19 protein-coding genes are annotated in these 23,463 nt (G+C 25.2%); 3 read left to right on the top strand and 16 right to left on the bottom strand.

The genetic code is table 11. The features are described 5' to 3' along the window. Positions 1-259: 259 nt before the first annotated feature. The 6 genes from IC213_RS07300 to trxA all read right to left on the bottom strand — a co-directional run bounded on the left by IC213_RS07300 (position 260) and on the right by trxA (position 5,494). A complete protein-coding gene (locus IC213_RS07300; protein ID WP_227433899.1) occupies positions 260-946 on the bottom strand; it encodes an ATP-binding cassette domain-containing protein in 687 nt (228 codons plus the stop codon). Between the two features lie 10 nt (positions 947-956). Further along, positions 957-2,327: an FtsX-like permease family protein gene (locus tag IC213_RS07295; RefSeq protein WP_227862928.1), complete on the bottom strand. Its 1,371-nt coding sequence runs from the start codon at positions 2,325-2,327 to the stop codon at positions 957-959. 57 nt (positions 2,328-2,384) lie between these two features. Further along, positions 2,385-3,449, bottom strand: a complete 1,065-nt coding sequence (locus IC213_RS07290; RefSeq protein ID WP_227862927.1) for a sensor histidine kinase — start codon at positions 3,447-3,449, stop codon at positions 2,385-2,387. Continuing rightward, a complete protein-coding gene (locus IC213_RS07285; RefSeq protein WP_227433896.1) occupies positions 3,437-4,108 on the bottom strand; it encodes a response regulator transcription factor in 672 nt (223 codons plus the stop codon). The genes IC213_RS07290 and IC213_RS07285 overlap by 13 nt, the downstream gene beginning before the upstream one ends. A 772-nt stretch (positions 4,109-4,880) precedes the next feature. After that, complete coding sequence (locus IC213_RS20970; RefSeq protein ID WP_255606358.1) at positions 4,881-5,006, bottom strand: hypothetical protein; 126 nt, start codon at positions 5,004-5,006, stop codon at positions 4,881-4,883. Between the two features lie 170 nt (positions 5,007-5,176). Beyond that, positions 5,177-5,494, bottom strand: a complete 318-nt coding sequence (trxA, locus tag IC213_RS07280; protein WP_227862926.1) for a thioredoxin — start codon at positions 5,492-5,494, stop codon at positions 5,177-5,179. Positions 5,495-5,864: 370 nt separating this feature from the next. On the opposite strand from trxA, the gene IC213_RS07275 reads away from it, so the two are divergent. Further along, complete coding sequence (locus tag IC213_RS07275) at positions 5,865-6,611, top strand: TrmB family transcriptional regulator (protein ID WP_227481983.1); 747 nt, start codon at positions 5,865-5,867, stop codon at positions 6,609-6,611. Continuing rightward, entirely contained in the window at positions 6,604-7,485 is an 882-nt protein-coding gene (locus tag IC213_RS07270; protein WP_227862925.1) for a PhzF family phenazine biosynthesis protein, read from the top strand. The genes IC213_RS07275 and IC213_RS07270 overlap by 8 nt, the downstream gene beginning before the upstream one ends. Before the next feature lie 204 nt (positions 7,486-7,689). On the opposite strand, the gene IC213_RS07265 is transcribed toward IC213_RS07270, so the two are convergent. The 6 genes from IC213_RS07265 to pepI all read right to left on the bottom strand — a co-directional run bounded on the left by IC213_RS07265 (position 7,690) and on the right by pepI (position 16,819). After that, the gene (locus tag IC213_RS07265) at positions 7,690-9,045 is read right to left on the bottom strand and encodes a peptide MFS transporter (RefSeq protein WP_227433892.1); all 1,356 of its coding nucleotides are present in this window, start codon (positions 9,043-9,045) and stop codon (positions 7,690-7,692) included. Positions 9,046-11,450: 2,405 nt separating this feature from the next. Next, complete coding sequence (locus IC213_RS07260) at positions 11,451-11,948, bottom strand: CarD family transcriptional regulator (RefSeq protein WP_227433891.1); 498 nt, start codon at positions 11,946-11,948, stop codon at positions 11,451-11,453. 232 nt (positions 11,949-12,180) lie between these two features. Next, positions 12,181-13,590 (bottom strand): VWA-like domain-containing protein, encoded by a 1,410-nt coding sequence (locus IC213_RS07255; protein WP_227830925.1) that lies wholly within the window; start codon positions 13,588-13,590, stop codon positions 12,181-12,183. 3 nt (positions 13,591-13,593) lie between these two features. Next, complete coding sequence (locus IC213_RS07250; RefSeq protein ID WP_227433889.1) at positions 13,594-14,724, bottom strand: AAA family ATPase; 1,131 nt, start codon at positions 14,722-14,724, stop codon at positions 13,594-13,596. A 12-nt stretch (positions 14,725-14,736) separates the two neighbouring features. Beyond that, positions 14,737-15,540, bottom strand: a complete 804-nt coding sequence (locus IC213_RS07245; RefSeq protein WP_227862924.1) for a hypothetical protein — start codon at positions 15,538-15,540, stop codon at positions 14,737-14,739. A gap of 397 nt (positions 15,541-15,937) precedes the next feature. Further along, positions 15,938-16,819, bottom strand: a complete 882-nt coding sequence (pepI, locus tag IC213_RS07240) for a proline iminopeptidase (protein WP_227835639.1) — start codon at positions 16,817-16,819, stop codon at positions 15,938-15,940. Between the two features lie 655 nt (positions 16,820-17,474). On the opposite strand from pepI, the gene IC213_RS07235 reads away from it, so the two are divergent. After that, the gene (locus IC213_RS07235) at positions 17,475-18,449 is read left to right on the top strand and encodes an aromatic acid exporter family protein (RefSeq protein WP_227481978.1); all 975 of its coding nucleotides are present in this window, start codon (positions 17,475-17,477) and stop codon (positions 18,447-18,449) included. A 128-nt stretch (positions 18,450-18,577) separates the two neighbouring features. Here IC213_RS07235 and IC213_RS07230 read toward each other — a convergent pair whose 3' ends face one another. The 4 genes from IC213_RS07230 to IC213_RS07215 all read right to left on the bottom strand — a co-directional run bounded on the left by IC213_RS07230 (position 18,578) and on the right by IC213_RS07215 (position 23,083). Next, complete coding sequence (locus IC213_RS07230) at positions 18,578-19,597, bottom strand: sensor histidine kinase (RefSeq protein WP_227862923.1); 1,020 nt, start codon at positions 19,595-19,597, stop codon at positions 18,578-18,580. Beyond that, a complete protein-coding gene (locus tag IC213_RS07225) occupies positions 19,597-20,271 on the bottom strand; it encodes a response regulator transcription factor (protein ID WP_227433884.1) in 675 nt (224 codons plus the stop codon). Before IC213_RS07225 ends, IC213_RS07230 begins: the two co-directional genes overlap by 1 nt. 151 nt (positions 20,272-20,422) lie before the next feature. Then, positions 20,423-22,330 (bottom strand): FtsX-like permease family protein, encoded by a 1,908-nt coding sequence (locus IC213_RS07220; RefSeq protein ID WP_227862922.1) that lies wholly within the window; start codon positions 22,328-22,330, stop codon positions 20,423-20,425. Further along, the gene (locus IC213_RS07215) at positions 22,331-23,083 is read right to left on the bottom strand and encodes an ABC transporter ATP-binding protein (protein ID WP_227433882.1); all 753 of its coding nucleotides are present in this window, start codon (positions 23,081-23,083) and stop codon (positions 22,331-22,333) included. Positions 23,084-23,463: the final 380 nt, after the last annotated feature.

Genomic DNA, 23,463 nt, shown 5'->3' with positions numbered 1-23,463 from the left:
TTCTCTAATTATAACTTTATCACTTCTAATAATATCTAAGCAATTATAACATTTAACATTTTATGTAAAATTTATAAAAAAATGTATATAATCTAAAATAAGTGACTATACTAAAAATATGATACGGATAACCAATAAGTTCAACCTATCTCCCCCAAAATAGAATGAGCTACAGTTCCCCCCAACTGTAGCTCATTTTCGTGTAATTTAAATATTTTTCATATAATTTCAATCTAAACTGAAACAACTTCTTTAAAGTTTAATCCATATTCTTTTCTTTACTTTTTATAAACATTAATTTTCCATTATTTATTCCCCATATCTCATCCGCAAATAAAGCAACTTCCTCTGAACTTGTTGCTATTATCACACATTTATTATCTTTATGTGCCAAATTGTAAAACACATTTATTAGACTTTCTTCACTTTTATCATCCGTGCTTTCTATAATATCATCACATACTATTAAGTCAGGATTATTAGATAATGACTTAGCAATACACACTTTTTGTTTATCATAATAAGATAAGTTTTCTACTCTATCCAGTACTTTTTCTCTATCAATTCCTACCTTTTGTAGAATTTTACATGCTATTTCCCTCTTATTCTTTTTCTTATTTTCACTAATTCTCATTGGTAAAAACATATTCTCCAAAATAGTTTCATTATTTAATAAGTTATAATCTTTAAATATGACTCCTACATCTTTATTTCTATACATATCCTTATTTATATCTCTTAAATCCTTACCCTTGTAAATAATACTTCCATCAGTATAATCATCAAGACCTGATATTATAGATAACAAAGTACTCTTTCCTGCCCGAGGCTTTCCTATAACAACATACATTTTTCCAGTTTCAAATTTGGCACTTACATCTTTTAATACATATTTATTACTTCCCTCATACTTGTAATTAACATCTATCAGTTCTAGTATTACCAATCTACATCACCTAATTTCTATCATAAATTATCTGTATTGGTTTATATACAATTGTACTATATATGGCCACTATGTTAGTTAATAATATCAATATTATCGCTACAATAATTATCTTAAATATCAGATTTGGAATCAATTTATCTCTTAAACTTTTTATTTCTTGTTTGATATCATCACTATTTATATCTATATTTTTATATTCTCTATTATTCAGTAAATCAACATTATGTATTACATTATATTGATTTTGATATTCAAAAACATAATTTGATAGTTTTGAAACTGATATACTTACAATTCCTCCTCCAAGTATAAGGCATACTAAAGTTATCATAATACTTTCACATATGAAACTCTGAACTATCTTAAATTTAGGCATTCCAGTTAATATTAACACACTAATGTAATACTTTATTTTTTTTATTGATATTATAGAATTTATCATCAATAATATCGAACCTAATATTAATATTCCAAGCGTAACTGTAAAAGCTATATTAGACAAATGTTGCATTGGAGTTATTAATTTACTGTACGCAAACTCATCTATAGTAACTTTATAAATGTCACTTAGACCTTTATCTCTTACCTCTTTCTCAAAATCTTTTCTACTATTAGAGTCTATCAATAAAAATCTAGCATTTGTATAAATTATTGAATTTTCTGATTCAATCTTCTTTTCAAATTCTACTAAAGTATTATACGTAGTTAATATATTATCATATATACTTTCATCTTGAGCTATTTCTATATCGTTAACATTCTTATTATCTTTTTTCTTATATGTTCCTACTATTTTTAAATTCAGTTTTGTATTAGTACTATAATCACTTAATAGAGATATCGTGTCTCCAATTTTCAACTTATTAATATCAATAAATTCTTCGCTTACCATACATTCATTATCTTTTTGAAATAATCGCCCTTTTACCTTTTCCAGATTATAGTGCTTAAGACTTTCATTCTTTTCTGTATATCCCATAATCCCGCAATTTTCAGCCCTCATATCATCATATAAGATTTGTCTGTCATCATTAGAATTATATTTTTTATTATCAAAGTGTGCTGTGATATTTCCAATAAAAGATACTTTTTTTACATATTTTGACTTTGCAAAATTTAAATAATCATTTACACTCAAGTTACTATATTTTATTAGAGATTCTCCTGAATCACTTTGAACAATCTTTTTAGCATCAAGCTTAATTTGAACTTCTGATTCAAATTTTTTCTCATAATTCGCCTTTATCACATTAACGTTTGAATTTATTATTGAGGAAATTAATATTGCTAAGACCATCAATAATATAACAACTGTACTAAATGAATTACGCAATTTATTTCTAAGTAAGTTTTTGATTGCATTATTTAAAATATACACTTCACATCTCCTCTTACCAATTCAATAGTGTCTTAGAGTTATTATATCTATCTTAATTTATTCTTTATATTCTTTAAATACTAAATAAAAAATTGACCTTTTACCTTCTTCACTTTCTACCCATATAAATCCATTACATAAGTTACATACATGTTTTACTAAACTAAGACCTATACCATATCCATCTTTATTTAATTCATTTATTCTATATCTATCATAAAATATTTTTTTCATACTCTGTTTGTTCATTCCAATGCCATTATCTCTTACTGATACAATAACACTACCTTTTTGATTTTTCACATTTACACATATATCTTTACCTTCACCATATTTTATTGCATTGTCTAAAAGATTGGATACACCTCTATAAATCCACTTTTCTTTCCCATAGATACTCATATTTTCATCTTCATCAAAATCAAAACTTAAATTAGCATATACTTTAGAATAGTGGTCACATACTTGTGCACATATTAAAGCTATGTCAACTTCATACATATCTTCATTATTTTTTGTATCACTTATTGCAAGTACATCTTCTACATTATTTGCAACTTTATTGAGAGTATTCAATAGTTCTTCATTTCCGCTTAATTCTAAGCTTGTTCTAAGTATTGCTATGGCATTTTTTTGTTCATGAGATAAATATGAATTTAATCTTTTATAATCTTCAATATGAGAATCAAATTTATCTTTTAAATCTTTATATACTTTAGACATAATAGGGTCTATACTCAACACTTCGTCTTCATCTTCTATATTATTTATATTATTTAATATCTCCATTCTTTCTTTAAACTCTAGTCTATTCAATATTGATAAAAGGATAAAGTTAGAGGTTACTGTAAAGGCAAAAAATAACATTATAATTATATTAAAGTTACTATTAAGTACAATATTATAATCAAAACTTAATCTTTTATCTAAAGTCTTATCTTCCATAGTGTTATAAGTATTATCTATATTCGTTCCATAATATGAATTTGAATCATTAGCTATTAATTCTTTACTTGTATTAGATATATTTATAATATATTTCAAACCTACTGTAAAAATTATAAAGACTATAACAGAATATAAAATTAAAACTATAGTTTTTTTATCTTTTAATCCTTGCATATAGAATATCCTATCCCTCTAGTAGTTATTATTATCTCTTTTCCTGCAACTTCTCTTAATTTCTTTTTTAATCTAGCTATATGCACCCTTAATACAGATGATAATGGGTCAAAGTATTCATCATAAACATGTTCTGATATATCTATACTTGATACAATATCTGGATATCTACTTGCAATATATTCTGCTATATCAAATTCTTTAGTTCCTAAGTTTACTTCTTTGTTATACACATACACTTTTCTAGATGATGGACTTATTGTAAGAGGACCTGCCTCTATATTTGAATTTGTCCTACCATAAAATCTTCTTATAACTGCTTGTATCCTAGCTCTCAATTCTATAATTTGAAATGGCTTTACTATATAATCATCAGCTCCCAAATCAAGACCTTTTGCCAATTCATTTACTCCATCTCTTGCTGTTACAATTATTATAGGAGTATTTAGATTATTACTTCTAAAAAATTCTAATATCTCTATTCCATCTCTATCTGGTAAATTTAAATCTAATAATATAGCATCATAGTCATTTATAAATGCTTTCTCTTCTCCATCTAATCCGCAATTTGCTATATCTACTACTAATCCTTCATTTTCCAGCCCTATCTTCATATTATAAGAAAGCTCTTTATTATCTTCTATTATTAATACTCTCATATAATCATCTCCTAAATAAAATATCAACTTAATCATTATATATAATTAATGTTTATTGAATGTTAATTATATTATAATTATTTAATTCTTATATAAAATCTAACCTTATTATTATTCAAATATTCATACTTGTCAAATTTATGCTTAATTACTATTCTATTTAATATCTCTACCAATATAACTATTAACTTGTTCATCATATTTAATAATTCCAAAATATAGATTAATAAGAATTAATTAACAAAATTCTTTACAAGAACATAACCTATATTAAACAAGCTCATAACTAAAACTTGAGTTTATTAAATTTAAAAATACGAAAGAGAATTATTTATATGCTATTAAAAATTTGGCTTTTAAATAAAATTTTTTTATTCCTTTTTAGTAATAGATAAGTAATAGCTAAAAAGACAATTTTATTGCACACTTAAAAAGGGGATGTCTTACAATATTCTTAAATTATAAATGAGATACCCTTTTTTATTTACATATAGACTATTCAACACTTTACAAAAAAAGTGGACTCATCTGATAAAGTCCACTTTTTTCTGTAGTCAAATCTTTATTTTGAAATAACTTCTTTTGGTGTTAGGAGTGTATTAAATAAATAATACCTGTAATTTCTATTTTATTAACTTTAAATACTTCTTTCAATATTGTATAAAACAACAATAAATACTTATAATAATTTCAAATATATGTAAAAATTTATTAACTATATTATAAATATAAACTTATAGTTATAACCACTAGTACTACTATTTACTTTTACTTAATAAGTATCAACAAGTACAGATTTTTTTATTTTCTGTTTATCTAAATGTGAAATTGCACTAGATACAGCAGTTTGACCTTGCCCTGCTGGTCCGCTTCCTATTATTGCAATGTCGTATCTCATAATCTCACCTATTTTCTAGTAACCTTTCTTTTTTCTTTTATATAAATATAATATCAATAGCCAATATCACTGACAATTAGGCACTTATTTGTAACTACATAAATAAATCTTATAAATAAAAAAACTCATTTTATGATGAGTTTTTTATTTATATATATAATTGAAATTAGTTATATATATGATTCAATTTTATTTTTCAAATTATCTTTAGGTATAAACCCTATTAATCTATCTATAGGTTTACCATCTTTGAATATTATTACAGTTGGTACTGTAGAAACTTCAAACTTTTGGGCTAATTCCATACTTTGGTCTATATCTACTTTTAAGAAATTTGCTTTTTCAGACATTTCGTTTCCTAAAACCTCGTATACTGGTGATAACATTTTACAAGGTCCACACCATGTAGCAAAGAAATCTACCACTACTAATCCTTCTTTGTTATCTACTTCATTTATAAATTCATTGTTATTTATTATTTTTGACATAATATATATCTCCTTTATTATTTTATTGTTTTCTTGATATTAATATACTACGACTTATGTACTAGTTCAATTAGTCACTTTTTTGTAACCATCTATTTTTAACACTCTTAAGATTATCATCATAATCAAACATTAATTAAACTTATTTATGCAAATTCAATAGTTACTTATGTAGTAATTATAGAAATCTGTAAACTTTATATATATGTTAACTAAATTTGAGCTTCATTTCAAAAATACACTAAAAAACTTTTCTAATTTATAACTTAATTTTTTGCTTTGTATGATTGACAATTATATATATACATTATAAAATAATATTAGTACCTACTAAGGTAGTTATTATACTTTTTGTTAAAGGAGTTTATATATGGATACTATAGTTAACGAACTACAAAACATAGGATTTACCAAATATGAATCACAAATCTACATATCATTACTAAAGGAAAACCCTCTAACTGGTTATGAAATAAGTAAATTATCAGGTGTACCACAATCAAAAGTCTACGAAAATATAACAAAATTACTTAACAATAATATAATTATCAATATTGAAACTGACCCTATAAAATATGTACCTATAAACCCTAATGAATTACTAAAAAGTAAAAAAGAAGAATTCAATAATTCTATGGACAAACTAGAAAACAACTTACAGGTATTAAATAAAGGAAAAAGTATAGAATATGTTTTAAACATAAAAAGCTCTAAAAATATATTAAAAAAAGCAATCGAAATGATAAATAACGCCAAACAAGAAATTATAATTTCTTGTTCTCATGAAGAAATTCTTGACCTAAAAGATGAGCTTTTAACTGCTTCTAAAAAAAATGTTAATGTTGAAATACTACTTTTGGAAGATAAAAAGATAGAAGGTCTAAGCAATATTCATATCCATGGAGGTAATGAAACTACACTTAAAAACAAAAAACTTTATAAAGGTATTCTTTTAATTGTAGATGATTCTGAAATATTAACAGGAAATTTATCTGAAGGTAATGAAGCTATTTCAATTTGGACAAAAAATTCTAATATTTTATATATTGGAAATCAATACATACAACATGAAATTTATATTTCACAAAAAATAAAAGGGGGTCTTAAAGATGAATAAAGTTAAAATCAAACAAGTTGATGCATTTACAACAATACCTTTTGGAGGAAATCCTGCTGGTGTAGTCACAGATGCGTCCAATATTTCTGATGAAATCAAACAGAATATAGCAAAGGAAATGAATTTATCAGAAACTGCATTTGTTTCAGAATCTGATGTAGCAGATTTCAAGGTTCAATTTTTCACACTTGGCTTAGAAGTTGACTTGTGTGGTCATGCTACAATAGGAACATTCCATGCTCTTTTAGAAGAAAGAAAACTTAATACTAATAAGAATATCTTTTATCAAGAGACAAAAGCTGGTGTACTATCTGTAGAACTTAAGAAAATAGATAATGAAAACATATTTATGATGGAACAAAATCCTCCTAAATTCGAAAATCTAAATAGCTATAAAAAAGAGATTGCACAAATGATAGGTGTAAAAGAAGATAGACTTCTTGAATATCCAATTATGAAAGTAAATACAGGAATTTGGTGGCTTGTTTTTGGATTAAAGTCTCTAGATGATTTAGAAAATATTTCTCCAGACTTAAATAAAATAAAAGAATTTAGTGCTGATAATAATCTAATTGGAATAACTCCATTTTGTATAGAAACTATAGACAAAAATTGTGACTATCATTTAAGATCTATAGCTCCATATGTTGGAGTCACAGAAGACCCTGTATGTGGAACTGGCAATGCTTGTGTATCATCTTATATAGTACAACACAATATTTTAGATAAAACTGACTTTATTGGTGAAGAAGGAAACTTCATAAATAGACCTGGAAAGGTATATGTAAATATATGTAAAGAAAACAATGATATCACTTCTGTAAAAATTGGAGGAAGCGCCTATACTATTTTAAGTGGAGAAATTGTGTATTAATTCTTTATCTGATTTAACAATAAATAAAAATACTAGTCTTAATTGACTAGTATTTTTATTTATATATTTTATTTAACAAACTTATTTCACCATATATCGTGTTAAAAAGTAACACTTTATGATTATTAACAATTAGCTTTATATCAATCTAATACAATATAACCATACTAAATTAATCTCATTAGTATAATAGTTATTTATTGATTAGTTATCTTCCTCAACAAGTTTACTTAATGTCTTGTCAAATAAGAATAATAATATAGCTGCAACAAATAGTATCACTGGAATTATAGTATATACTTTAATCATATCAAATTTAAGAGTAAATGCATATATATATCCATATCCTTGACCAGCTATAAAAGTAGCAAATGTCCAAACTCCCATAAGAACACCTAGAAGTTTTTTAGGAGCATACTTACTTACGAAAGAGTTCCCAAGTGGTGAGAATAACATTTCTCCAAAACTTAGAAGTATACCAAACATAATTATCCATATTATACTAGCTTTAACAGTTTCAGGAGCTCCAACACCTCTTGTAAGCTCTGCTCCAACAAGCATTAAAAATGCAAGACCTAAGAATATTAATCCAAGACCTGTCTTTTTAAATAAACTTATATCACCTTGTGGTCTACTAGCAAGTTTAAACCATAATGCTCCAAGAACTGGTCCTAGTACAATACATACAAGTGCATTTAATGAGTCAAACCAAGCTAAAGGAATGTCAAATCCTCCAATAGTCATGTTTACAAACGCTGCACCATAATCATAAACTGCAAGATAAGTTAGGTACCAGAATAACCAGAAAATTACAGAGAAGAATGAAATAAGTATAATAGCCCAAATTCTCTTCTTATCCATACTTGTAAGAGGAGCATTATCTTTTTCTTCAACTTTCTCAGCTACCACACCTTCTTTAAAAGGTCTTTTTCCTGCATTTCCAAGGAATCTCCATCCATATGTGAACCATATTGCACCAATTACACAAAGAACAGCTGCTATGAAGAAACATTGAGAGAAACCATATACTCCATTTTTCATGAATGTATTGGCATAAAGTATACCTACTGCTGTTGTTCCGATGAAAGAACCTATATTAACAAAAGAATATTGTACTGAGAATGCTGTATCAAGTTCTTCTTGATTATCAAAAAGTTGTCCATTTACTGCTGATACATTTCCTTTAAAGAATGCAGTACCAATTGAAACTAGAATTATCATTGCATTTACCATAGAAGCTGTAGTTGCAATAGAACCAAGATAGTATCCTATCCCCATGATAAGCATACCTATAGGTATAGTATACCTAGCTCCTATCCATCTATCTGATATATATCCTCCAATTATTGGCGCAAGATATGTGAATGCAACAAGGTTAGCTTGCATTATAGCTGCTTGCCCTTTATCTATTCCAAGACCACCTTTAACAATTGCTGTTGTAAGGAATATATAAATTAAAAACTTTGCAGAATAATATGCTGCTCTTTCAAACGAGAAAGTTGTTGCACAGATATAAAATCCTATAGGGAATTTACCCTTTTTATTTACTGTTGTGCTCATAAGTTTAAATCCTTTCTTAATTGTATTTTTATATTTTCTACGTTTTATCCAGACTCTTTCTTTCAATGAAAGATATGGTGATATTGTTTTGTAAAACAATTCGTAATAATTATTAAGATAATTGCGTTTTTATTTGTAGAATCTAGATGTTTTCATGGAATAAAGATTAACATCTTTATTGTCAATAAGTTCAAAATAATATAGCTATAAATTTAAATTATATAAATTCATTATTTTCAGGTATATTTATAACCTGTTATCTTTATAAATTGACACCACAAAAAACCAAACTATAAATTATTAGTTCATTAATTATTATTTAGCTTAAATACAATATTGCCATAACACAATGGATAATTTTATATCTAACTTCTAAATTCGTCACTCTAGTAATTTTTTCTAATTTAACTACTACTAATTAAATGGGAAACTCTTTACTATATGCAATTCTTATTTTTTTACTTGATAGTATTTTACAAACTAAATTCCTCCTTTTGTGGCAAACGGTGTAATCACCTTACTATTGCCTTTTTAAAGGAGTTTTGAATAAAGCAACATGTATTTATACAAATAAATACTGTCTTTATTTTTTTGAAAAATTTCTAAATACTTCATTCAATTACTTGTCAACTTAAATAAATAAACTACTATCTCTTCACAGATTAAATTTATTTCTTATTAAACATACACATGAATTCTGTGAACCTAAATATAAAAACTGTTGTTTTAAAGTGATTACCTAGATATTCGCTTTGACATTATTAATTGAGGTGATACTATTATAATTTATTAACCATAAAATACCTCAATTTGAAAACTTTTTCACGAATATTTATTTTTCACCTCCCTTTATTTATTTCACCATGTAAATCGTACCATAAACACATACTTATATGCAACAAAAAAATAAGAAAAAAATCGAATAATCGACAGTAAATAATTAGAATAAATCAAATTATACTTGTCAAGTATATTATATAATTTTTTTGTTTGGAAATATAAGTTAAACTAAGCCTCAAAATAGTTTTTTAGATATGAAATTTTGTTGTTCTATGTATTCATATTATTTATTAGATAGGTTTTTGATATGCAACTTATATTATTTAGACTATACTTCACCAAATAACATTTATTATTTAAGAAATATTATCAATGATAAAATTAAAAAAAAGGATATTCTAATCAATTTTAATTAACTATTTTTAACTTTTAAATGATTGTTATTTTTTTGATTAATTTAATAAATTTCATTAATTTTTAGAATAGTAGAGATACTTCACCTTTAAGATATAACTTTATTTCTTAAACTTATAAATTCTAAATTTACACCTAATCATAATTATTCTAAATACACAATCAATGAAATTGTTAAATAAATACAACAAAAGTAGTAAATACTTTTTTAATAAATTTAAATTCTTTAAAATCCATCATTTTTTATCTGTTAACTTAATATTTACTTAATTAAAATAAAAAAGTTTGATTAAAAACAAACTATAGTAATTATTATATATTACTATTTTAGAAATACTCTAAATTTTGTATATCTATAATTTTTCAAGTTACACTATAAATATACAGCAAATATATCAATTCAAATTATAAAGATATATTTAGTCTTATTTTGTCGATTATATTTATAATGTACTCTTCTAAGCTAGAAGCATTTATCTAATCTATGTTTTCATTTATAAAAAATAATTATTTCTTAAATAAATAGCTAAATTGTAGTATTTATAATAAATATAGCTTATGTTTATATTAGTATAATTCCAAATAATTTAATGTTAATATTTAAAAACATCTTCGTAATATACTTAATTCTAGCAATAATATAAAAATAATAATCTGGATAAATTTAAGTTAAAAGTTTGTTTATATGAAGCTGAAAATAAGATTTTTTACATAGAAATTAAAACTATGTGTAACTTAAATGAGCCTATTTTACTTTAATAAAATATAAATTTTTACGATGTAGGTAAAATTAAATAAGATGACTTCTATTTAATATAGTAGTCACCTTATCAATTAACACTAGAATATATTTTATATTGTCATATATTTTAAATGATAATACTCTTATAATATTATTAATTTTACTTCAGATTTTCAACATGCTTATTAAACTTACCATTCAATCATCCCCTTGATTAAAAAGTATTTTCAATAATAATTTAATTTTTTAAGAATTGTATATTATAAACATCATTTTAACAATTCCTATAATATTATATATTCAATTTTTAGTAAAACAATGCGAATAAATAATATTCTGAAATAATTAAAAATAGCAATAAAATATTCATAAATACTTATTGTAAAATTATATTTAAATATTATTTTCTTTTTCTTTATAGTTTTAACTATGCTATACTTTTTAAGTAGGAGATAATATAAAAAATACTTTATTGCGGTATATGACTTGATATATATGAAGTAACTTCATCAGGAGAAATATTCAAAACAGTTGCAAACTCTTCATTTAATAATCTTTCTGCTTCTTTCATCATATTATCGTCTGCTTGATGTGATTTTTTACCAAGAGATTTTATATGTTCTTTATTACAGTATATACTTCTTATTAATTTAAGTAACTCTTCACACTTACCACTTCTAAGCATCACTTTAAATTGCTCACTTCTCATTTTTTCATTATCTATCCATGATGTATCCATATTAGGTATATCATTTATTAGCGAAGCCACAGTAACTTCAGAAAGTATCTTTCTCATTGGAACTTTCTTATTATCAACAGGTATTTTTATTATTGTATTATTAGAATAAAGGGGACTTAATACATAATATTCTTTTTGTACACCATTTGTAATTTTTTCGTTTGTTATGTCCAAAACTTTACAAACACCTGTCATTCCGTACATTATATAATCATCAATCTTAAACACAAAACCTCACCATCCTTAACAAAAAATAGTTTTGACAACTGAATTTACATCATCAAAACTATCTACTATATACTAATTGTACCATATTTTGAGAGTTTAAGCTAAGTAAAACTTTTATTGTTTAAATAATAAAAAATACATTGACTATTAATCAATGTATTTTTCATTAATTTGGATAGTAAGTAAACCATAACAATCGAACAAATCATAACAATCATACCCATTATAATATTTATAAAATTGGTGCTTGACTATTCATTGAGTATCCATCATTTCTAATATCGTTTATCTCTAATATATCATCTTTTGTTTCAACTTTACTAAGTTTTTTAACTGCTCCATAATGCTCTCTCAGTGAAAGTTTATCTCCATTTCCAGAAATAACCCATAAAACTTTATAACCTCTAGGTATTACTTGTAGCTTATTTTCACCTTTACCATCAGTAAAGTAAACTAATAAGTTAATCTTTTTATTATTAGCATATTCGAAAACTGGAGTAAATTTTGTGCCTCCACCTATTTTAACTCTATCTTTTATATCTTTTATAGTTTTTGCTTTATATACACGTCTAATTTCACTGTCACACTCTATAATAGTAATTTCATGATTATAATTTTTAACTATATTAAGAACTTCTTTAATTGCTTGTTTAAATTCTTCATCACTAATACTTCCACTTATATCAATAGCAACGGCTATTTCTGCTTTATGACTTCTAAGTTCTCCTCTTAAATCTAATCGATTAGGCTGTCTTCTATTTCTCCTTGTTATAGTCTTCTTTTTATTGTTTTCAACAGTTCCCATTAACCTACTAAGATATAAATTCCATGGTAATTCGCCTTTACTATTTTTAAGGGCTGCTATCATGTTTTCTAAGTGTGTTGGAATTTTACCTTTTTGAGAACTATCAATAAATTTCTCTGTAAATTCTCTAAGAGTTCTTTCATCTATATCATCGGATTCTTCCCATATATCATGAGTTTTTTCTGGTCTATAATCAGTTTCTATAGTTCCATACTTGTCGCTATCATCTTCTTCACCATCTTCATCCTCTTCTAACAAATCTAATTCAGTTTGAATCTTTTCTACATAATACTCAAAAGGTTCATATGGCTCTAGCTTTAGAGAGTATTTTAGATTTACCCATTCTAAAGTAGTAGCATATGGTGGTAAATTATTCAAATATTTATTTACTACTATATCCATTGCCATATTAATGGCTAATGTACTATACTTTCCTTTTAATTCTTTTGCTCTTACCAAATGCATAGATACTATATGATAAATTTCATGCTTTATTGTACTTTCCATCTGTTCTATACTGAGAGTTAAAAAAATTATTGGATTAAAGTATATGACGTATTTAGCTCCTTTAAAATTCACACCTGTAGGACTACTTATATCAAATCTTATCTCTCTTGACATCTGAAACAAAAAATAGCCATAAAAATTATCTTTTTCTTCCATAAGGCTTAAGCTAACTTTATCTACAAGACTAAAAAATTCATCTTTAAAATCTTTTGGTATATCTACCTCAAATTTCTCATTAGCACGATTTGCCTTTAACATAGAATGAGTATTTATAATTTCACTAGCTTTAATATAGAGTTCTTTTGCCTGCTTATCAAAATAATTTTCCATATATTATCCCCTTATTAAACGATATGACTCAAAGTAAGATTTTACAAACTCTTCATTTTCTATAGCTTTTTTATACACTTCAATATAGCTATTTCTAATATCCTTCATAATTCCTATCATTAAATCTATAGGATATATTTTTAAGAACTCAATAAATCTATCAATATAATATTTTGATTCATACTCATCATTTTTCATATTTAATTCTAAGTTTTTTAGAATATTTATCGCTGATAAATAAAGTCTTGTATGACTTTCATTTTTTACTCTTTCTACAAGATGTTCATCAATAGTATCACCTAAAAAAACATCTTCATAAGATATCAATGGACTAGAATCTGATTCAATAAAACTTATAAACTCTTCTGCTATAACCTTACCTACATTCCCCTTTATAACATTTAGAAATACTGATCTAGGAATTTCTTTATTTTTGTCCTTATAAACTTTATAAATTTTAGAAACTCTCTCATAACTTCTCGGAGTTGCTCTTACATCATCTTCATTTGTTTTATGCAGATATTCTGGAAAAGTTGAAATAAACTCTATAATCTTTTTTTCAATTCCTTCATCTATTGCCCATTTCAACCATTGTGTATGGTCACTCTCCATATTTAACCAAACAAATCTATTTTCTTGAGCTGAATCCATATCTACAACTTGATAATCGAAATCTGAACCATATTTACTTGATGGATTCATTGCTGCTAAAATCTTTACATCATCATGTAACTTATATCCATTAATCTCTCTATTTAAAATTAGATTCATAAGTTCTTGTTGTACAGTATGCTCACAACGATTTATCTCATCTATAAATAAAAGAACTGTTTTTCCTTTAGATATTTCTTCATCAATTTCTCTTAATTTATTATGAACAGCATATACTGTAGTTTTCTTTTCTGTCTTATATCCATTAGAATTAATTCCTACATAAGATTCTATAGTTGGAAGACCTCCTATTTCACCCTCTTTAAGTAGATTTCCATCAATTACAATCAAACTCCAATTATTGTCTTTAGCAAGTTTTTTTGCTAGAGCTGTTTTTCCTATCCCACTTTCACCAACTATTAGAGGTACTTCTCCAGTGGATAATATTAAGTCAACGCTTTTTAATGTATCTATAAAATTCATTTTTTCTCTCTCCTACATAATTTTCAATTTTTCGTCTACAGCTATTTTTTTTGCTGTTTTACTTCCATATTTGTAAATAAACATCATTTTGTCTATTGCTATATAGTCACTGTTTCTATCTATAATATTACAATTTAAAAAATCTCTAATATACTTTTCTTCAACATCTTCTTTTGATAGTACTTCTTTTAATACTTCTTCTAATTCCTCTTTAGATATTTTCTTTACAATATACTTAATCACTAAAATATTTACTTTTAGGAATTCTAATATTTTATTCTTATCTAAATTAGTTATAAAGTTAATAGCTGCCTCATTATTCTTAATAGCTATAAGTTCTGTATTATAACTAGGAAAATCTATATATCTTAATGCATCATAACTTATTTTTACTGCTTCTTCTTGTACACTTTCATAAGGTTGTTTTATAAACTTTATCGAATCATAATTTTTTCTTATTGCTAATAATTGTAACTCTTCACTTGGATTTTTAGAATATTTAATAGCCCACCCTGCTTGATTTATAGCTAATTTAATCACTTTATCAGTTGGATTTTTTATATAGTCTAATATACTCCATCCATCATTTACTGCTTTTATCATCATATCTTCTGTTGGGTCATTTATAAATTTAATTGCTCTAATATTGTTATCAATTGCTAATTCTTGCATCTCTCTAGTTGGATTATTTATATATTCTAGTACAAGTCCATTTACTTTGATAGCTAATAGTTTCATCTCATCAGTTGGATTATTTATAGTTGCTATAATATTAGGATTATTTTTTATCATTTCAATAACTTTTGACTTTTCCATAATATGCCTTTCCTTCTATAGTTATTTTTATTTATATATTAATATAATAATCTATTCCTATTTATATAATTGTTTCTTATTATAATAAATATACTTTTTAAGCAAGTTTAAACAGAATAATTATACCAATTTTAAAAAAAATTTCTAAAATCTCATAAAACTAAGTGTTTTTAAATTCTGTTATTATATGTTAATTATAGTAGTTTTTTAATGATTTGTATGATTTATTGAGGTTTTAAGACTTTTTTTCTCTTTAAATACTTTTAAACTTTTTACAATTGTTCATATTATTCTTATTCAAAATTTATCACATATAAAAAATACTCTAATTTATAATAAAATAATAAAAAAAGAGATTAAACAATCAGTTTAATCTCTTTTATAAATTTATATAAGCTTAATCATTTTCATTTAACCATTTAGTTAGAACTTCTATATATTTATCATTTTCTTCAACAAATGGCATATGTCTTGAATATTCAAATAGTTCCCATTTACTATTAGGTATCCTATCATACATAGTCTTTGCAATATATGGTGAACACAAATCTATCGCTCCACTAGTTACTAAACAAGGTTCCTTTATTTCATGTAATCTATCTGTAAACTCATATCCAGAAAGAGTACCTGTAGGAGAAAATTCATTATATCCCCATCCTACAATATATGCTTCAGAACCAGACTTTTTAGGTCTTCTTAAACATTCAGGAGAATCTTCAGTTACTTCCCCTGCACAATACATCTCCATAAACTTTTCTAATGCATCATTATATTCTTTACTAGAGTAATCTCCAGTATTTACTGCATCAAGTAACGCTTTTTGGTCAGCTTCACTCATATATGATATTCTTCTTTTTTGTTCTTTTTCCCAAAGTTTTGCAGAAGAAAGAGTAGATGAAAGAATGTACGACTTGATACCCTTTGGTTTATATTCAATAGCATACCAAATAGCCTGCATACCTCCCCAAGACTGACCTAATAGATGTATTTCATCAAGCCCTAGATGTTTTCTTAGTGCGATAAGTTCTTTTATCCAAGTGTCTGCATTAAATAACTCAGGATGCCCTTCTACAAATGAATTACCACAACCAATTTGGTCATACATTATAACTTGTCTTCCACTTTCAGCTATCTTGTCCAATACTTCAAAATAGTTATGTGTAGAACCTGGACCTCCGTGAAGTAGTACTAATGGTTTCTTTCCTTCTGTAGCTTCTCCCACTATACGGTAATAGGTTTTAAAACCTTCAAAAGGCATGTATCCTTCAGTGATTTTCATGTTTATCTCCTCCAATTTGTCATTATGAACAATAATTAAGTTCATTAATAAGGCTATTTAAAACTTCTCATACATATTTAATTATGTATTTTTATCTTTATACTTACTTTTATAAATAGTATAACATAAAAGTTAAAAATCACCATACCAAACCAATTATAAAATCATATTAATTATATAATTTTATTTTTTATTAATAATAGTATATACATTTTTGACTATTTTCATTTGCTACAACTATTTTTATTTGTTATTATGATATGAAATAAAAAAAATATCATCATGATGTATACCAGTTTTCTTGCATTTCTAATATTCTTATGAACATACTATACTTATAATCACATAATCATATTTTAAAGTCAGTTATACTTGTCAGTATGAGCTTTATAGCGCTATTTATTGGTATTATTAACAAATCATCAAAAGCAACAATTATTACATCATTTTTGTTAATATTTTTAACTCAAGCAAACGTATGAGATTTTACACTGGCAAATAATATATACAAAAAACTTTCATAAAATAAAAATATACTGATTGTATTTAGCTAAATAGGGCAATAAAATAATTAAGTACAATTAATTACATTTCAAACCCTATTAGTTTTATGTTAAAATTATCTTTATTATATTTGTTTACAGGAGGTTTATATTTGAATAATATTAATTCACTTAAAGTAATAAAATTATCTCTTGGATGCTCTCTTGCTATATCTATTGCTTGGCTGTTAAAACTAGAATACTCTATGGTTGCTGGAGTTATAGTACTACTTACAGTAAAGGACACTAAAAAAGAAACGCTTAAGGGTTCTATTGGAAAGGTTTATGGTTTTCTTTTATGTACTATTTTTTCCTATTTATGTTTTAATATTTTAGGATATAATTTGACTTCATTTTCAATATTTATATTCATAATTATACCACTTTGTTTTTTATTAAAAATTCAAGATGTTATTGCCATGTGTGTAGTAATTGCATCCCATTACTTCCTACAAGGAGAAACATCTATTAAATGGATTTTAAATGAAGCTGGAATATTTGCAATAGGTACTGGAATAGGTGTCATAATAAATATGTATATTCCAACAAATATACATAAAATCTATGAAGTCCAAAAAAAGTTACAAGAAGAAGTGAGTATTGTGCTTATAGATATTGCCAATATTATTGTAAATCCTAAAAAAGAAAATAGGTTCAGTAGAGATTTATATACCTTAAATTCACTTATTGATAGTAGTATTTCTGAAACTTATGATAATATTAATAATACTTTATTAAGTGATACTAAATTTTTCTTAGAACATATGGATATTATAAAAAGCCAACGGGATATCTTAGAAGACTTGTATAGTTATATATCTCAACTAGACTCTACTCCACCACAAGCTCATATTCTATCTGCTTTCATACATAAGATAGGTTATACTGAATTTGAAGCCGAAACAGGGAATCTTCTTCTTGAAGAATTGGGCAGGTTAATGCTTAGTATGCAAAATCAACCTCTACCTGTTGATAGAACAGAATTTGAAAATAGAGCTATTTTATTTTTCTGCTTAACTAAATTAAAACAGTTTTTAATTAACCGTATACGTGCTCAAGTTCTCAGAGATAATAATTTTTATAAATAGTATTATGAATCAAAAACAGGTAGATAATCTCCCTGCTTTTTGATTCGTAATACTATTTCAAATTATATTCTACAGTAAAATACTACTATATTTTTTAGATTTAAAGTGGATACACTCAATCTATTAATTTAATTATTTAGATTTAAATAATCAGATATATTATAAAAATGAATATTAAAAATTGTATAAACACCATTTTCTGAGTATACATCAATCTTATGACCTAAGTTATCTATCATCTTTTTTGCAAAGTATAATCCCATTCCAGTAGATTTATACAATCTATTTCTTCCATTTGTTCCTGTAAATCCTCTATTAAAAACTCTACATATATCCTCTTCATTTATACCTATACCATAATCCTTTATAGATAGCACTACTCCGTTTTCTAATGGCTTTGCATTAAATTCAATTTTACCAACTTCTTTTGAGTATTTTATAGCATTATTAATAATTTGGTCTAAAATATAGGCTATACATTTAGAATCAGTGTAAACGATGTAATTTAAGTTGTTTAAACTAACTTCAATATTGTTTTTTATGAGTAAAAACGAGTTATTCTTTATAGAGGATTTTATTAATTTTTCTAAATTAACTTTATTCATAAATATGTCCTCAAACATACTATTACTTCTACTACTATATAAAATAGAATTTACTAAAAAGTTTATTTTTGCAATTTGATTCTTGACATCTATACTATCTTCTATATTATTTAATCTATCTGTAATTATACTCAAAGATGATATTGGAATCTTTATTTCATGAACCCATTTAGCTATGTATTCATCTAATTCTTTTAGAGATTGTTTGTAATTTTTTGTATCATCATTATTCTTTGATTTCAAATTTTCAATAATCTCTCTCATTATATTTGCTTCAAAGGATTGTCCACTAATCAAGTAGTTGTCTATATCATCATTATTTTCTAGACACTTACATAAATCTTTATAGCTATTTTTAAAGTTTATATAATCTACAACAAAAAATACTATTATTATGAGTAAAGCTAGAAAATCTAAGTATACTAACTCTGCATATTGATTATCAAATATATTTATAGCAAGTAAGTAAATATTTATTATACTAATGATAATAAAAAAAAGCACAATATACTTGAATCTGTCTTTTAAATATTTTACTATCATTATATTATATATCCTATTCCCTTTTTAGTTTTTATAAAATCATCAACACCTAACTCTTTAACCTTACTTCTCAATCTATTTATATTTACAGTAAGAGCATTATCTGTAACAAATTCATCATTATCCCATAAAGTCATCATAAGACTTTCTCTTGATACAACTTTATTTTTATTTTTTAATAATAAGTTTAAAATTTTTATTTCGTTTTTAGTCAATTCTATATCTTTTTCCTTGTACTTGTGTTTTATAATTCCTTTTCCTACATCAAACATTAAATCTTTGTAGTATAGAATACTATTAGAGTCGCTATAATTATAAGCTCTTCTTATTATCCCATTTATTTTGGTAACTAAGATATCTATAGAAAATGGTTTTGTAATATAATCATCTCCTCCATTATTTATTCCCATTATTAAATCCATATCAGAATCTCTTGATGAAAGGAATATTATTGGAACATTTGAAACACCCCTTATTTTCTCGCACCAGTAAAATCCATTATACAGTGGTAAATTAACATCCAAAAGTACTACATCTGGTTTTTTATCTATAAATTCTTCTAAAATCAGTTCAAAATTATCAATTACTTCTACTTTAAATCCCCATCGTTCTAATGCCAAAGCAATTTCTTTTGATAAATCAATATCATCTTCTATTAATAAAATTTTATACATTTATGCAATCTCCATTATTTTAATATTTTATTATAATATAAATTATCTCTATCATATTATATTTTGTATACATTTATTAGTCAAACGGCTTAAATCTAATTAATAAGAGACTCTTATTGTAAGAGTCTCTTTGTTTTAATAAATTTGTTGATTAATTTTCGTATATTACCTTCTTAAACTTATTAATAGATACTGCTCCATATATTATGAAGATTATTAAGCATATTACTAAGCTTAATATATATATACTAAATAAATCAGCCATTAGTAAACTGCCTGCTAGTCTTAATGCAAAGTAACTTGATATTGTTGCACTTAACATTGGTAAAGTGTAAAATATAGCTACTTCTTTAAAGACAGCTTTATTTATTTCTTTTTCTGTAGTTCCTATCTTCAATAAAGTTTTATATTTATCTCTATCTTCATAAGCATCACTATATATTTTCATGTATATTATGCTTCCAGCCACAAGCGTAAATACTAAAAATAAAAATACAAGCACTACATATGCAAATTTCATCCATTGACTTTCGTTTTGAGCTTTATATCCATTTCTCATATAGCCACTTTTCATACTTAAATTTTTTTCAATATTATCGAACATCTTTTGGCTATTTTCTTCCTCAGATACTTTCGCTCCATAAAAATATATTTGTTCTCCTTTGTCTTTTAACTTAGAGTAGATGTTATCATTTACTACTATAATACTGTCATTAATCCCTGTTCCCAATACTGGTACTTTTATTTCCCCTTTTGTAATATTATATACTTGTCCATCAATGTTCACACTAGTTTCTTTTTTAGCTAATGTTAATATCGTTTGAGGACTTTTTAACTGCATTACATTATTTCCTTCAACTAATTTTTCGCCATACTCTTTTAATTCCTTCTCATTTCCATTTACTTTGAGAATATTGTAAAAATCACTGTATTTCATTATTATATTTAATTTATCATAATCATCTTTGCTATCTGGATTTTCTAAAGCTATTAGTTCTGGATTTACTGAATATCTTATACTATTAGTATCTTTTATTATATCTTCTATTTGTGTTCTATCTACTTCATTTTTATCTGTTGAAACTATACTAACAGTATATACATTCCTCTGTTCTTGAGCATTTTGTTGTATATGTTTTATGGCAACTGATGCACCAAGGGTTGATATTGTAGTCGTTATAATTATAGCTATTATAGAGTAAGTTTTATAGTTTTTATTTAATCTATAATTTATATTGTTTATAGCAATTATATTATTTCCATTGAATAATACCTTTTTATTTTTCATTATCATATGAAATACAACAGGCATAACTGATTTAAATAAACCATAAGTACCTATTATTATTATCACTATAACTGGTATTACACTAGCTATGTTTCCAGAGCGTATATCCATAGAAAGATAATAACCATATCCTAATACTAAAATTGATATTATGGCTAATATGTATAATCCTATTCCTACTTTTGGTATTTTGTCTTGCTTCTTAGATGTGTTAATTAGGTTTATTACACTACTTCTACATATTGTTACAAAACCTTTTATAGTCATTATCATAAATATAGAAATAAATATCAAACTGGCATACATTATAGCTTTGATACTAAACCCATTGGATACATTTATATCAAATCCTGATAATTTTATTATTACTACCTGGAAAAATCTAGATGTTATTATCCCTATAAGTATTCCTGTGATACAAGAGCTTATTCCTATAAGCATATTTTCTACAAAATATATTTTTCCTATAGTATATAAATCCAATCCCATAAAAGATAGTATCCCTATTTCTTTTGACCTATTTTTAAAGAATATATTTGTTGCATACCATATAAAGAAAAATAAAAATACTGACAATATTATTATTACAGATATTAACACTGATAATGTGAATTTCTGATTTTCCCCTTGCAATACATTTATGGCATCACCATATCTTAGTAATTCAAAATTAGTCAATACAACTACTGAAAAGACCATAGATATAAAAAATGCCAGATAAGTTCTTATATTACTTTTAAAATTATTATAAGCAATTCCAAGTACACTCACTTACATTTCACCTCCCATAGAGGCCAACATATCCATAATCTTTCCATAAAATTCTTTTCTACTACTTCCTTTGTTCAATTTACACTTTATAGTTCCATCATTTATCATATATACTTCATTTGAATAACTTGCTGTTAGAGGGTCATGTGTAATCATTATAATAGTAGCATTATTCTCTTTATTTATTCTTTCTAATGAGTTTAAAAGTTCATAAGCTGATTTAGAATCTAAAGCACCTGTTGGCTCATCAGCAAATACTACTGCTGGATTTGTAATTAGTGACCTCGCTGCTGCACCTCTTTGTTTTTGACCTCCTGATAATTGATATGGATATTTATCTAAATGATTTTCTAATCCAAATTTTTTGGCTATCGAAAATACCTTACCTTCAATTTCTTTACTTTTCTTTTTCCCTAATGCCAGAGGAAGTGCTATATTATTCATGAGTGTCATATTATCTAATAAGTTATAGTCTTGAAATATAAATCCTATCTTCTCTCTTCTTAATTTTGATAGTTCATTATTTTTTACTTTAGATATGTTAATTCCATCGAGTATTATTTCTCCTGAGGTTTGTTTGTCAAGTGTAGACATTAGATTAAGTAATGTTGTTTTTCCTGCACCTGATGGCCCCATTATTGCTATAAAATCACCTTCGTTAACTGTGAGAGATATACTTTTTAATACATTTGTTTTAAATCCTTTTATTCCATAGTCTTTTGATATATTTTTTATTTTTAATATTTCTTTCATAATAATAACCTCCACTTGTTCATTTCTTAGTATATCTTTATTTTAAAGGTTTTGTAGAGTTAAGTCCTTATGTAAGCATTACATTTTGACTACTAACATTACACTTTTGTAACATATAAAAAGGTTATTAAAATAAGTGTGTTATAAAGTTTATTTGCATTTGGAATTATGATTCTTAATCTATCTGCTGTTTTATAAGAATATAGCATTATGTCTTTTCCACCAACAAGTAAATTAATAGGAATTGTTATTCTTCTAATTTCTTCAGCTTAATAAATGAGTATCCATTCTTTTTAATAATTAAATCTATAATCAATTGAAATAAATTCTAAAAGGATTAATTGTCATCTTCAAGTTTCTCAAGCTAAGAACATAACTTT

Origin of the sequence: Clostridioides sp. ES-S-0049-02 (genome assembly GCF_020658465.1) — a bacterium.
Lineage (GTDB): Bacteria > Bacillota > Clostridia > Peptostreptococcales > Peptostreptococcaceae > Clostridioides.
The sequence above is the reverse complement of the archived record's forward strand: the minus strand, read 5'-3'. Positions and strand labels throughout refer to the sequence as shown.